At 73.7% G+C, this 12,747-nt stretch carries 8 protein-coding genes and 1 pseudogene; 5 read left to right on the forward strand and 4 right to left on the reverse strand.

Features of this window, described 5'->3' with window-relative positions:
• Window positions 1-284: 284 nt before the first annotated feature.
• Window positions 285-569: pseudogene (locus ABZT06_RS15710) on the forward strand (LuxR C-terminal-related transcriptional regulator); the annotation flags it as partial.
• Here the strand turns inward: ABZT06_RS15710 and ABZT06_RS15715 are convergent.
• The 4 genes from ABZT06_RS15715 to lanKC all read right to left on the reverse strand — a co-directional run bounded on the left by ABZT06_RS15715 (window position 492) and on the right by lanKC (window position 7,550).
• Complete coding sequence (locus ABZT06_RS15715) at window positions 492-2,939, reverse strand: ATP-binding cassette domain-containing protein (protein ID WP_355740433.1); 2,448 nt, start codon at window positions 2,937-2,939, stop codon at window positions 492-494. The pseudogene ABZT06_RS15710 and the gene ABZT06_RS15715 overlap by 78 nt on opposite strands.
• Window positions 2,936-4,657 (reverse strand): ABC transporter ATP-binding protein, encoded by a 1,722-nt coding sequence (locus ABZT06_RS15720; RefSeq protein WP_355740435.1) that lies wholly within the window; start codon window positions 4,655-4,657, stop codon window positions 2,936-2,938. Before ABZT06_RS15720 ends, ABZT06_RS15715 begins: the two co-directional genes overlap by 4 nt.
• Before the next feature lie 89 nt (window positions 4,658-4,746).
• Window positions 4,747-4,863, reverse strand: coding sequence for a SapB/AmfS family lanthipeptide (locus tag ABZT06_RS15725; protein WP_020117173.1), 117 nt, complete (start codon window positions 4,861-4,863; stop codon window positions 4,747-4,749).
• 59 nt (window positions 4,864-4,922) lie between these two features.
• Window positions 4,923-7,550, reverse strand: a complete 2,628-nt coding sequence (gene lanKC, locus ABZT06_RS15730; protein WP_355740438.1) for a class III lanthionine synthetase LanKC — start codon at window positions 7,548-7,550, stop codon at window positions 4,923-4,925.
• A gap of 195 nt (window positions 7,551-7,745) precedes the next feature.
• Here lanKC and ABZT06_RS15735 point away from each other — a divergent pair, with 195 nt between their 5' ends.
• The 4 genes from ABZT06_RS15735 (at window position 7,746) to ABZT06_RS15750 (ending at window position 12,741) form a co-directional block, all read left to right on the forward strand.
• Window positions 7,746-10,193: a SpoIIE family protein phosphatase gene (locus ABZT06_RS15735; protein ID WP_355740440.1), complete on the forward strand. Its 2,448-nt coding sequence runs from the start codon at window positions 7,746-7,748 to the stop codon at window positions 10,191-10,193.
• Window positions 10,194-10,239: 46 nt separating this feature from the next.
• Complete coding sequence (locus ABZT06_RS15740) at window positions 10,240-10,659, forward strand: CBS domain-containing protein (protein WP_355740442.1); 420 nt, start codon at window positions 10,240-10,242, stop codon at window positions 10,657-10,659.
• 155 nt (window positions 10,660-10,814) lie between these two features.
• Window positions 10,815-10,991, forward strand: coding sequence for a hypothetical protein (locus ABZT06_RS15745; protein ID WP_355740444.1), 177 nt, complete (start codon window positions 10,815-10,817; stop codon window positions 10,989-10,991).
• Between the two features lie 946 nt (window positions 10,992-11,937).
• A complete protein-coding gene (locus ABZT06_RS15750) occupies window positions 11,938-12,741 on the forward strand; it encodes a class I SAM-dependent methyltransferase (protein WP_355740446.1) in 804 nt (267 codons plus the stop codon).
• Window positions 12,742-12,747 lie beyond the last annotated feature (6 nt).

Genomic DNA, 12,747 nt, shown 5'->3' on the forward strand with positions numbered 1-12,747 from the left:
CATGCCACGGAAACAAATAGGCGAGTCGAGGGGGACGAGCAGTGATCCGGGTGCTTCTGGTGCACGACGCGTGTCTGGTGAGATCGGCCCTGGCGGAGTGGCTCCGCCGGGAACCCGACCTCGGGGTGTTCGACACCCCGTGGCACACCGCGCCCAGCCGTCTGCGATCCGTCCGTCCCGACGTCTGCGCGGCCGACCTCGAGTGCTCGGACGCGTACGGCATCCCGCCGCTGGGGGAGTTATCCCTGCCCGAGCCGGACCGGAGCGCGCCGCGCCTTCTGGTGATGGCCAGCCCCAACCGCCCGGGGCTGCTGAAGCGGGCCGTCGAGGCGGGAGCCCTCGGCTACGTCGACAAGGACGGCGCGGCGCCGGAGCGGCTCGTGCGCGGAATCCGCCGTGTCGCCGAGGGGAAACGTTTCGTCGATGACTCGCTGGGCTTCGGCTTCCTGCAGGCGGCCGAGATGCCGCTGACCCGACGGGAGCTGAGCGTGTTATCCCTCGCGGCCGAGGGTGCCTCCATCGCGGAGATCGCGGGGAGCCTGTGCCTGTCCCACGGGACCGTGCGCAACTACATGGCCGCGATCACCCGCAAGACCGGGGCCCGCAACCGCATCGACGCGATCCGGATCTCGCAGGGGCAGGGCTGGCTCTGACCGGTCGGGGGGCACGGCCGTCCAGCCGCCCACGAGTTCGCGGTACGCGGGTGAGTCGCGGACCAGCTCGGCATGCGTGCCGTACGCCGTGCGCGGGCCGTCCATCAGCAGCACGCGGCCGGCACGGCGGGCCGAGCTGATCCGGTGGGCGACGACCACCAGGGTGGTGCCGGGCCGGTTCGCGAAGGCCCGCTCGGCACGCTCCTCGGCCCCCGGGTCCAGATGGCAGGTCGCCTCGTCGAGCAGGACCAGGGGGGCGTACGACAGATAGGCCCGGGTCAGCGCGACGAGCTGCCGCTCACCGGCGGAGAGGGCGGCCGGGTCCACGGCTGCCCGCGGCCCGCCGAGCGCTTCGAGGAGCGGGGTGAGCCCGACGGCCTCGGCCGCCGCGAGCAGCTCCGGCTCGGGCACCGGATCGGGCCGCAGGTGCCCGAGGTTCTCGGCGAGGGTGCCGGTGTGGACGTACGCCTCCTGCGGAATGAGCACGCGCAGCGCGGCCGCGGCGGGGGAGGGGACGGGACGCCCGCAGAGCCGGATCCTGCCACCGGTGGGGTGGAGCAGCCCCGCGATCAGGGCGGTGAGCGTGGACTTCCCGATCCCGCTGGGGCCTACGACGGCCAGGTGGGCGCCGGGTGCGACGGCGAGGTCGAGGTGGTCGACGACGGGGGTGGCGGCGGGGCCGTAGGCGACGGAGACGTCGGTGAGGGAGAGGGCGTCGGTGGGGTGGCGGGGGCAGGCGCGGTACGTCGTGTGGTGTGCGCTGCCGGCCGGGGCGCCGGCGTCGGCGGGGCAGGTGCCGCAATCGTGGGCCCCTGCCGAGACGCGTGGACCGGGCCGGTGTCCCGGCTGGGCAGACCGATCGGCGGGCCTAGCCCCCGCGTGGTCGTCGGCGGGGGCGTCCGGCTGGGCGGGAGTGTGTGCGGTTACGGCGGGGTCGTGGGCCTGGGGGTGCCTGGGGCCGTCCGGGTCGGTGGCGTCGGGGTGTTTGTCGGTGGGGGCGTCCGGTTCTGCGGGGACGTGTGTGGCTTCGGCGGGGTCGTGGGCCTGGGGGTGCCTGGGGCCGTCCGGGTCGGTGGCGTCGGGGTGTTCGTCGGTGGGGGCGTGCGGTTCTGCGGGGACGTGTGTGGCTTCGGCGGGGTCGTGGGTCTGGGGGTGCCTGGGGCCGTCCGGGCGGGTGGCGTCGGGGTGTTCGTCGGTGGGGGCGTGCGGTTCTGCGGGGACGCGTGTGGTTACGGCGGTGGCGTGGGCCACGGGGACCGTCCCGTCGCCCGGCCGGGTGGCGTCGGTGCGGCTGGGGTGAGGATGGACGCCGTGTTCCGTCCGTACGGCCGACCCCTCGGCGCCCGGCTCGCGGACCAGTCGCCGTAGGACCACCACCAGCCGGGAGCCGCTCGTGCCCAGGCCGTGGACCAGGTTGCGCAGGGCGGGGAGCAGGGACTGGGTGACGTAGGCGAGGGCGCCGACCAGGGCGCCCGTGGTGACGCCGCGGGCCAGGAGCCAGGGGGCGCAGGCGAGGAGGAGGACGATCGGGAACTGGCCGCCGAGGGCGAGGGAGGCCACGCGCAGCACGGACCAGCGGGCGAGGGAGTACGCGGCCCGCTGCTCGGTGTCGACAAGTCGGCCCGTGTCGGCGGCGACCCGGTCCTCCGCACCGGCCGCCGTGATGTCCCGCAGCCCCGGGCAGACCCTGCCGAGACCGTCGGCCAGTGACTCGTCGGCGACCAGGAACTCCTCCTGGCGGCGGGCCAACGGTCGCAGGGTGGCCGCGAACAGCCCCAGTCCGGCGGCCAGTGGCGGACCCACGACCAGCAGGAGCAACGGGTCCAGCGAGGCCAGTCCGACAGCGGCGCCGACGGCCGTGAACACGAACGAACGCGACACCATCACCAGTCCGGCGAACGTGTCCCGCGCGATCTCGACCTGCTGGGTCAGCCCGGACAGCGCCCCCGTGTCCGCCTCCCGCACCCCGCGCTCCACCACCCGCGCGACCAGGGCGTCCCGCAGCGGCTCGACCAGCGCGGCGACGGCGGCGTACACCCGCACCGTCCCCCACGCGCCGACGAGCACCCCGATCCCGGCCACCCCGAGCCATCCGAGGCCCACGCCGGGCCGCCCGGCCAGAAACCCCTCGTCCAGGGCGCGGGCGGGCGCGTACCCGGTGAGGAAGGTCTGCCCGGTCTCCAGCACGGACCACCCGCCGAGCCGCACGAGCACCCGCCACCGGGCCCGCAGGAACCGCAGACCGCGCCCGTGGATCCCGCGCCGCCACGCCGAGCCGTCGCTCATGACAGCCCCCCGTCCGAGGCGTCCGCCCCCTCCGCCCGGCCCCCGAACACCGCCCGGTACTCCGCCGACCGCCACAGCTCCTCGTGCGGTCCCACCGCCCGCACCCGCCCCCCGTCCAGCCAGGCCACCGCGTCCGCGCGGGCCGCCGTCGCGGCGCGGTGGGCGACGAGCAGGCGGGTGCCGCCCGCTCCGCCGCTCACCAGGGCCTCGGCGATGCGCGCCTCGGTGACCGTGTCGAGGCTGGAGAGGGCGTCGTCGAGGACGAGCAGACGGCCACCGTGGGCGAACGCCCGCGCGAGGCCCAGCCGTTGGGACTCGCCGCCGGAGCGTGGGGCATCGTCGACGAGGGTGTCGTAACCGTCGGGCAGCCGGCGCACGAAGTCGTCCGCGTGGGCCGTGCGGGCGGCCGCCCGCACGCGGGCGGGGGAGGGGGACGGGAGGGCGAGGCCGATCTCCTCCTCGACGGTGCCGCCGAGCAGGGCGGGCCGTTCGAAGGCGTAGCCGATCGAACGGCGCAGTTCGTCGTGGGTCAGCTCGCGCAACGGCACCCCGTCGAGCAGGACCTCCCCGGCGTCCGGCTCGGCGAGCCGCCCGGCGACCGCGGCGAGCAGCGACTTGCCCGCCCCCGACCGGCCCACCACCGCGAGCGTCGTCCCGCCCGGTACGACGAGGTCGACCCCGTCGAGGACGGCACGTGCGCCGCGCCGCGCGATGACGCCGCGCAGTTCGAGCCGCCCCGGACCGGGCGGCAGCCGGCGTTCGCCGTGGGCGACGGCGGGTTCCGCGTGGACCTCGTCCAGGCGTCCGGCCGCCGCCCGAGCCCGGGCCAGGCCGCCGAGCTGGCCCACCAGCACGCCGACGCCGGTCGCGAGGACCGCGTAACGGGAGGCGGCGAGGACCTCGCCCACCGTGACCCGGTGCCGGGCGAGCAGGACCCCGGCCACGGCGACGACCCCGAGCTGGAGCAGCGGTGCCACGGCGACGGACTGCCCCGAGGCCCGGCCCTGAACCCGCCACATGCGGTGACCGGCCTCGGACAGTTCGGGCAGCGGGCGCAGGATGCGGGCCGTCTCCCGGTCCTCGGTGCCCGCGGCCCGGATGGTGCGGTGTCCGCCGACGGCCTCCGAGAGGGCCTGCGCGATCCGCCCCTGGACCTCCTGGTAGCGCGTCACGCACTCCCGGGTGTCCCGGGCGAAGGCGCGCAGCAGCAGGGCGAGCACCGGCGCTCCGGCCAGGAACACGGCCGCCAGCCAGGGGGAGATGAGGCCGAGGGCCACCACGGCGCCGACCGGTCCGGCGAGCGCGGCGAGCAGGGCGGCGCGGGCGGTCGGCGCGGTGCCGGCCTGTGCGGCGTTGCCGACGAGGCGGGCGACGAGGTCTCCGGGCCCGAAGCGGGCGGTGGCGCGCGGGCCCACGGCCAGGACGTGCCGGGCGAGGCGGCGGCGCAGCCAGGCGGTGGTACGGGCGTCGAGGGTGGCGCCGAGGACGGTCTCCGCGGCGTCGAGCAGGGCGATGAGGAGGACCAGTGCGGCGCAGCAGAGGACCCAGCGGGTCGCGGGTGCCTGCGCCAGCAGCAGATCCAGGGTGCGGCCGAGGGCCGCGGGAAGCAGCAGTCCGGCGCCGGTCGACGCCGTGCTCACCAGGCACAGGGCCAGACAGCGGGCGGGAGCCGGACCCAGGAGACCGTGCGTGGCCGGCGGCGAGGTGCGAGTCGTCATACGGCGGCCTTCCCGAGGTGTGCAGAACCCTGGGCGGTCCCTCCCTCGCGGGGAGTGGACCGCCCGGAGTCATGGGCGCACGGTGCCTGTCAGAGACAGAGCGTGACGCTCGCGGCGCTGACGCAGGACAGCAGGCTCAGGGTGCTGTTGCCGCCGCCGCCGGTGTGCTCGTCGGACTCCATCGTCTGCAGGTCGAGAAGTGCCATCTCGGTTTCCTTTCCTCGGTGTCGTCCACCCGTGGGGACGGGGTTGGGTCACGGCTCCGTCACATCGCGGAACCGCGTATCGGGGGCCGCCGAAGCGGCGGCAGGAACGGCAGGTGCGCGGTGGTCGGGTCGCCGGGGGCCGCGTGGGCCGCGCCGAGCGCGAGCAGGCACCCGGCCGTTCCGGTGCCCAGGTCCATCGACAGCCGCATCATCTGGTGGCCGGGGAAGGCCAGTTGGCCCTGGTAGTCCATGGAGAACCAGCCGAGCCCGTCGATCTGTTCGGCGAGCCGCTCACGGGTCGCGCCGGGGGTGTCGGTGCGCGCGAGGTGCAGGATCATCCCGGCACGGCCCTGGAAGAGACCGGGCTGGACGTAGAAGCGGCTGGTGGCGGCGGTCAGCACCCCGGCGCGCGCCCGCTCGAACTCGCCCTCGGTGTCGACGCCTTGGGCGAGGTAGTCGTCCAGCACCAGCCCGATGCCGGCGCTTCCCTCACCGAGGTAGGGCAGCGTCCGCCAGCCCTCGTCGACCTCCAGCGAGCCGCCCGGGTGCGTCACGCAGCACTCCAGGTCCCTGCGCAACGCCACTTCGGCCGCCCTCAACAGCAGGGGCTCACCGGTGTGTTCGTACTGCCGCAGCAGGAACAGCGCGGGCCCGGTCCAGCCTCGCAGCAGCCCGGCCCGGCGCCGCTTCGGAGTGTCCGCGAGGGGCTGCGCGAGTCGTCGTACGAGGACGTCGGCGGCCTCGGCGGCACGCTCACGCAGCTCCGACTCGCCGGTCGTGCGGGCCAGTTCGCCGAGGACCAGGCCGAGTCCGGCCAGGCCGCCGTGCAGGTCGGCGGCGAGGTTCTGCCAGCGTTCCGCGAGGACCCGCTCGACCAGGTCGAGGGCGCGCTGCCGGTGGCCGAGCCGGTCCAGGACGTGCGCGACGCCCGCGAGACCGTCGTAGAGGCCGAGGGGTGTGCCCGCGGGCGGGGGTGCGGTGCGGGCCAGGAGCCAGCGCTCGCCCTCCTCGTACCGCTCCGCGCCCACCGCGTCCAGCGCGTACAGCACCCCGGCCGCACCGTGCGCGAGCCCGAGGCCGCCGCCGTCGTTGAACTGAGTGATGTCACCGGGGAAGAGCCGGTCCTCGCGCTCCGGGGTGGCCGAGGCGAGGAGCGCCTTGACCATGGAGTCACGGCTGTAGGGCCAGTCGCCGGGTTCGACGAAGGACGGCGCCGCCTTCGGGGCCGTACGCCCGCCACCGGTGGCCGTGGCGGTGTCCCGGGTGATCTCCGCGACCGCCTCGTCGAGGAACTCCTTCGGCACGTCAGGGAACTGACGCCGAATCACCTCGGCGAGGTGGGCCGCCTTCCCCCGGTCCACCACGAACAGCGTGGTCACCGGCAGGAACAGGGCGATCCGCAGACAGGCCAGGGCGTAGCGGTCGACGTCGATGCCCTTGCGGTCCGGCGGCGCGAAGAAGCCGGGGTGGGCGACCACCTGGCGGCCGTTCTCCTCGACCGGCGCGGCCGCCTCGAAGTCGAGCAGGGAGACCGACTCCTCGTCGGGGCCGACCATGATGTTGAAGACGTGCAGGTCGTTGAAGACGATCCCGCGCGCGTGCACCGCCTCCACTGCCCGCTCGACGGCCCCGTGGATACGCACGGCCCATGCCGTGTAGTCGGCGACCGCCTGCGGATCGGGGTCCGGGCCGAGCAGCGGATGCCGCTCGGCGAAGAACGAGTTCAGCGGGCGCCCCTCCAGGAAGTCCATGACGAGGAACCGGTGGTCACCGAGGGTGAACCAGTCCCGCACCTCGGGCACCACACCCGTCCCCGCGACCTGCTCCAGGGCGTCCTTCTCCCGCTCCAGACGCGCGATGGCGTCCGCCCCGTCGGCGGCCAGCCCGGCGTGCGGCCGGCCCTCCTTGAGGACGACCTTGCGCCCGTTCCGGGTGTCGGTGCCCGTGTAGACCCCGCCGCCGTTGGAGAAGTGCAGCGCCTTCTCGATCTTGTACGGCAGCTCACCGACCGTCGTGGTGTTGCGCGCCTGAAGATGCGGCTCCAGGAAGTCCGGCAGCGTCACCCAGTCGGGCACCTGGAAGGACGGCGCCCGCCGGTCCGGCACCAGCGTGCCCTCGCCGTCCCGCACCGCCGGCACCAGCGACCCCCGGTCGTCCACGACGAAGGTGCGCGCGAACGCGCCGTAGCGGACGTAGAGCGGACCCTCGTACCAGCGCAGATCGGTGAGGATGTACGGCCCCTCGAGGCCCTCCAGGAGCTTGCCCAGCTCACGGAGCACCTCGTGCAGCTGCTCCTCGTCGGCCGGGTAGATCGTGACGAACTTGCCGCTGGTGTCGCGGGCCGCGTACTTGGTGTTGCGCAGGTGCAGCAGATGCGGGCCGGGCACGAACTTGAACGAGATGCGCCGGGGCACGCAGTAGTCCCACACGATCGCGGCGATCCGCTCCGCGTTCGCCCGGGTGGCCGAGGCGTGGATCTTCCAGCCCTGCGACGGGCCCGGCGCCGGCTTCCCGTCCGCGCCGAGCGGCGTCAGTGTCAGCCAGTCACCGATGCGTGCCGCGTCCCAGCCGTCCGGCACCGCGCGGCGCGCCGTCTCGTAGACGGGTGCCGCACCGGCCGAGATCCGGTCGGGCGTCTCGTAGAAGTGTCTGTCGGCGAGCGCGTACACCTCGTAGCGCTTGTCCATGCGTCCCCCTCCTTGGCCCACCACAGAGCCTTCCAGCGGGGCGGTGGTCACGGACAGTCACGGCTGTCACGAGATCACCGTGCGAAACGCATGCGTCAAGAATTGTTCGAGAGGTTTCGAGCACAGCCGCCTCGGCTGCTCCACGCACGCTCTCAGGGGCTGCGCACGTGCCGTATTAGCGCTCTAATGGCGAACGTGGTGAGTGAGGGCGCTGCGGGACGCGGAGCGAGAACGCTGCGTGCGGAAAGCGCTCTGACCTCGCTCACGGACGGTCCCGCATCGCAGGAAAGACTGCGCCGTGTCCTCGAACAGGCGCTCGTCTTCGCAGGGGCGACACTCGCGGCCGTGTACACGCCCGGCGAGGACGGGGACGTGCTGTGTCTCGTCGAGTCGGTGGGCGTCCCCCGGACGGTCTACGGGCTACGCGACAGCTATCCGGGTTCCGGTGGCTCCCCGCCCGCCGAGGCGCACCGCTCCGGTCGGCCGGTCTTCCTCGGCCCGGAGGAACTCGCCGCCTGGGCCGAGTCCCGCAGGGTGGCCCGGCGGGACTTCCATCTGGCCGTGCTGCCCGCGCACGGCGACGACGGCCGGGCCTGCCTCGTCGCCGTCGGCGAGGACCCGCACGGATTCGGCGACGAGGACCGCAAGTGCCTCGAACTGATCGCCGACGCGATCGTCTGCCCCGTCGCCGTGGTCGCCCCGGACGGCGCGGAACTGGGCTCCCACGCGTTCAGCCTCGCCATCGACACCGGCAGGGTCGAGGTCGGTGACGGGATCCTGGAGCTGTTCGGTATGACCCGGGCCGCCTTCGACGGCAAGATCGAGACCCTGCTCGGCCTGACCGTCCCCGAGGACCTGCCCTCGCTGATGTCCCTGTTCGAGGCCGGTCACATGTCCATCGGCGACCGTGAACTGGAGTTCCGCATCCTCCAGCCCTCGGGGCCGCCCAAGTGGCTCAGGCTGCGGGGCCGCACGCTGGCGGGCGGCGAGGGCACTCCCGCCCGGCTCGTCGGCACCGTCGCCGACGCCTCCACCCTGCGCTCCGACGTCACCGACGTGGCCCGGGTCCAGCGCCTGGCCGCCGCCCTCGCCATGGCGGGCACGGTCCGCGACGTCAGCCAGGCCGTCGTCTCCGCCCTCCGCGCCCCGCTCAGGGCCGACCGCATCGCCCTCGCCGAGCTGGAGAACGACCGGCTCGTCGTCACCGTCCTCGACCCGCCCCAACCGGAGTCATGGCCCGAGCTGTGGCGCCTGGAGTGGCGCAGCGAGTGGCCCGAGGCACCCGTACGGGCCATGCCCACCCTGGCCACCGCCCTGCGCGAGGGCCGCGCCCAGATCTGGCCGGCCGGCACCGTCCTCGAACCCGCTCTCGCCGACGTCGGCCCGGGAGGCCTCGCCGTCCTGCCGTTGCCCGCCGCCGGCCGTATGGCGGGCGCGTGTCTCATCGGCTGGGACGCCCCGCACCACTTCGACCCCGACGAACGCGCCCTCCTCACCGCCTCCGCGGGCCTCGCCGGACAGGCCCTGATGCGCGCCCACGCCCTCGACGCCGAGCACGAACTCGTCGGCATGCTCCAGCGCCAGCTGCTGCCCCGCCGCCTGCCCAAACTGCCCGGCGCGATCGCCGTGGCCCGCTATCTGCCCAGCACCGCGGGCCTGGAGCTCGGCGGCGACTGGTACGACGTGATCCCGCTGCCCGACAACCACGTCGCCCTGGTCATCGGCGACGTCCAGGGCCACAGCGCCGCCGCCGCGACCCTCATGGGCCAGATGCGCACCGCCCTGCGCGCCTACGCCGTCGAGGGCCACCCCCCGGACGTCGTCGTCGCCCACGCCAACCGGCTCCTCATGGACCTGGAGACCGACCTCTTCGTCACCTGCACCTATGTGGACCTCGACATGGAGGAGGGCACCGCCTGGTGTGTGCGCGCCGGGCATCTGCCGCCGGTGCTGCGCCATCCCGACGGCGCCACGGAGATCGTCGAGAGCGACGGCGGCCCCCCGCTCGGCGTGGTCGCCCAGGCCGACTTCCCGATGACCCCGCTCCGGCTGCGGCCCGGCACCCTCGTCGCCCTGACCACCGACGGTCTCGTCGAGTCCACCGAGGCCGACATCGACGAGGGCATGGACCACTTCGCCCACGGACTGTCCCTCTCCGACCCGTCCCACCTCGGCCTCGTCGCGGACGTCCTGCTCGGCGGTGCCCGCCGCAGCGACGACGTCGCCCTGCTCCTGCTGCGCTACGACGGCATGACCACCCAGCCGCTCCGGGAGACCTGGACCGTCTGGCGGGTCCCCGAGGCCGCCCGGCACGCCCGCCGCTTCACCCGGCGCACCCTGCGGGTCTGGGGCGTCCCCGCGGACGCCATGGACACCGCCCTGCTCGTCGTCTCCGAACTCGTCACCAACGCCCTCGTGCACACCGGCGGCCAGGTCCGCCTCGACCTCACCCTCGTCGGCAGGCGGCTGCGGGTCTCCGTCGCCGACGCCTCGCCCCGCACCCCTGCCAAGCCCACCAACATCGGCTGGGAGGCCACCGGAGGACGCGGCATCCTCCTCGTCGAGGCCGTGTCGGCGGCCTGGGGCAGCGTGCCGGTCAGCGGCGGCAAACAGGTGTGGAGCGAGATCGCTCTGGACGACTGAGGAGGGGTACCCGGAGCGGACCATTCCCGCAGCAGAGAGGTACGTCATGACTCAGCACGTCAGCGACATCATGACCAGCGCCCCGGTCAGCGTGGAACCGCAGACCTCCGTGACGGACGTCGCCAGGCTCATGCGCGACCAGGACCTCGGCGCCGTCCTGGTCACCGACGGCGACGAACTGCGCGGTCTGGTCACCGACCGCGACCTCGTTGTGCGCTCCCTTGCCGAGGGCGGCGACCCCGGACGGACCACCGTGGCCGGAGCGTGCAGCGACGACCTGGTGACCGTCACGCCCGAGGACGACCTGGACCACGCGATCGAGCTCATGCGTGAGCGCGCCGTGCGCCGGATCCCGGTCGTCGACCACGGCCACGCCGTCGGCATCGTCTCCCTCGGCGACACGGCCATGGAACGCGATCCCGGTTCGGCCCTGGGCGACATCAGCGTGGCACGGCCCAACACCTGAGCGGGGCAGGCCGGTTCGGCGCGCCGTCAAGTTCCGGTGCCTCGGATCCATGGCGAAAGTGTGTGCGGGGGCGACGGGCTGACGGGCCACCCGGTCCGTTTGCCCCGCGCCCACCGGGGGACCCGGAGGGCAGCATGGAAGGACGGTGAACCGCCGTGACCCCGCAGACCGTTGAGAAACCCGTCGCACGCCGGCCCGAGACGGGCTGGTCCAGGGCCCGCCGCCTGCACGGCAAGGGAGACCTGCGGACCTGCCTGCCCGCGGTCGATGACCGCGTCGTAGCCACCACGGCAGGCATGGGGGAGGGCAACATCTTCCGCGGCGAGGACTGAGCCTCCACGCCACACCACCCCCGGGCAACCCCCCCTGCCATGGCCGGTTCCTCCGGGGCCGGGCTATGGTGACGCAGATGAAGGCTCTCGTGCTGTCCGGCGGGGCCGGTACCCGGTCGCGGCCGAGCACGCACACCCCGGCCGAACGACCACCGGTGCCCGTCGCCGACAAGGCTGTGCTGCTCCACGGCCCGGAATCCCTCACCGGTGACACCGCCGCGGAGATCCGGGAAGCCGTCGGCGACCGATCCGAGTGCCGCCCGGGGAGCACCTTCGTCGCAGACTTCCGCAGCGGCCCTGCCTTTGTCGGCGGCCGTTCCGGCGCCCAGGCATTCGGCCTGGAGGAGAAGCCGGAACAGCCCGGGAGCGGCCTCACCCTCGTCGGCGCGTACCTGTTCGTACCGTCGATCCAGGACGCCGTGGGCGCCGTCGATCCGTGTGGGCGGGCCGAGTCGGAGATTCACTCTCGCCCCCCGGCACCAGTGCGCGTCCCGGACCCGTCACCCCGTCCGCGGAGACCGCAGCACGGCGCGGGTGCGTTCACGAGCCACCTCGCCGCCGGCCACGCCCACTCCGGCGAGCCCGGCACCGCGCCCCTCACCCGGAGGGCCACCTTCCGTCGTACCGGACTTTGCAAGCCCTTTCCCTCGGGATCATGCTCCTCGGCGCGAAGTCCTGTCATAGGGGGCTCACAGCAGGTATGTTCCACGGAACCGGTTCCGGCACGGGCAGCCGGTACGGACCGGTGCGGGGAGTGTTCCGGCACCTCGGTCGACCCTGGCCGGGCCGACCCCACCAGCAGCGGGGCCTTCCACGGGCCCGCACCACGCCCCGCCTCCGGTGCCCTCGGGCACGACCGGTGGGCGGGGGCCGCGCCGGCCTCGCGCCGGGACCGGCGGTCCGCCCTGCACGAAGCACTGCCACACATCCGCAAGGAGATTTCCCAGTGAAACGTCACGAGTTCCTGCGGGGGCTCCACAAAGCCAGCGCGAACCGCAACTACCTGGAGATCGGCGTCAACGACGGCCGCAGCCTGACGTTCTCCCGGGTACCCAGCATCGCGATCGACCCGGCGTTCAAGGTGGTCTCCGAGATCCGCTGCGACGTCCATCTGGCGAAGGCCACCAGCGACGACTTCTTCGCGCGCGACAACCCGCTGCAGCACCTCAAGGGCGGCCGCCACCCGCTGCGCAACATCGTCCGCAACCGCAGCCCGTTCGGCTACTGGAAGGACGTCACGCTCGACCTGGCGTTCATCGACGGCATGCACCTGTTCGAGTACGCGCTGCGCGACTTCATCAACGTCGAGAAGTACTCGGACTGGGCCAGCGTGATCGTCTTCGACGACATGCTCCCGCGCAACGTGGACGAGGCCGCCCGCGACCGGCACACCAACGCCTGGACCGGTGACGTCTACAAGGTGATCGAGGTCCTGAACCGCTACCGGCCCGACCTGGTGACGGTTCTGGTCGACACCGAGCCCACCGGGCAGCTCGTGGTCTTCGGCGCGGACCCGACCAACACGGTGCTCAAGGACAAGTACGACGAGATCATCGCGGAGTACGTGGTCCCCGACCCGCAGAAGGTGCCCGAGACGGTGCTTGAGCGGACCGTGGCGATCAAGCCCGAGACGCTGATCGACGCCGCCTTCTGGAAGGCGCTGGTGAACGCCCGCAACCGCGGCAGCAAGCGGGACCGCAGCTGGGAGCACCTGCGCACCAGTCTGAAGCAGCTCAGCGACGCCGGCTGAGTGACG

The sequence above is a fragment of the Streptomyces sp. NPDC005483 genome, from assembly GCF_040606035.1.
In the GTDB taxonomy this organism is placed as follows: domain Bacteria; phylum Actinomycetota; class Actinomycetes; order Streptomycetales; family Streptomycetaceae; genus Streptomyces.

Excerpts from the sequence above, each read along its gene's own strand:
- ABZT06_RS15715 (WP_355740433.1), bottom strand. The coding sequence starts at position 2,939 with ATGAGCGACGGCTCGGCGTGGCGGCGCGGGATCCACGGGCGCGGTCTG.
- ABZT06_RS15720 (WP_355740435.1), bottom strand. The coding sequence starts at position 4,657 with ATGACGACTCGCACCTCGCCGCCGGCCACGCACGGTCTCCTGGGTCCG.
- ABZT06_RS15725 (WP_020117173.1), bottom strand. The coding sequence starts at position 4,863 with ATGGCACTTCTCGACCTGCAGACGATGGAGTCCGACGAGCACACCGGC.
- lanKC (WP_355740438.1), bottom strand. The coding sequence starts at position 7,550 with ATGGACAAGCGCTACGAGGTGTACGCGCTCGCCGACAGACACTTCTAC.
- ABZT06_RS15740 (WP_355740442.1), top strand. The coding sequence starts at position 10,240 with ATGACTCAGCACGTCAGCGACATCATGACCAGCGCCCCGGTCAGCGTG.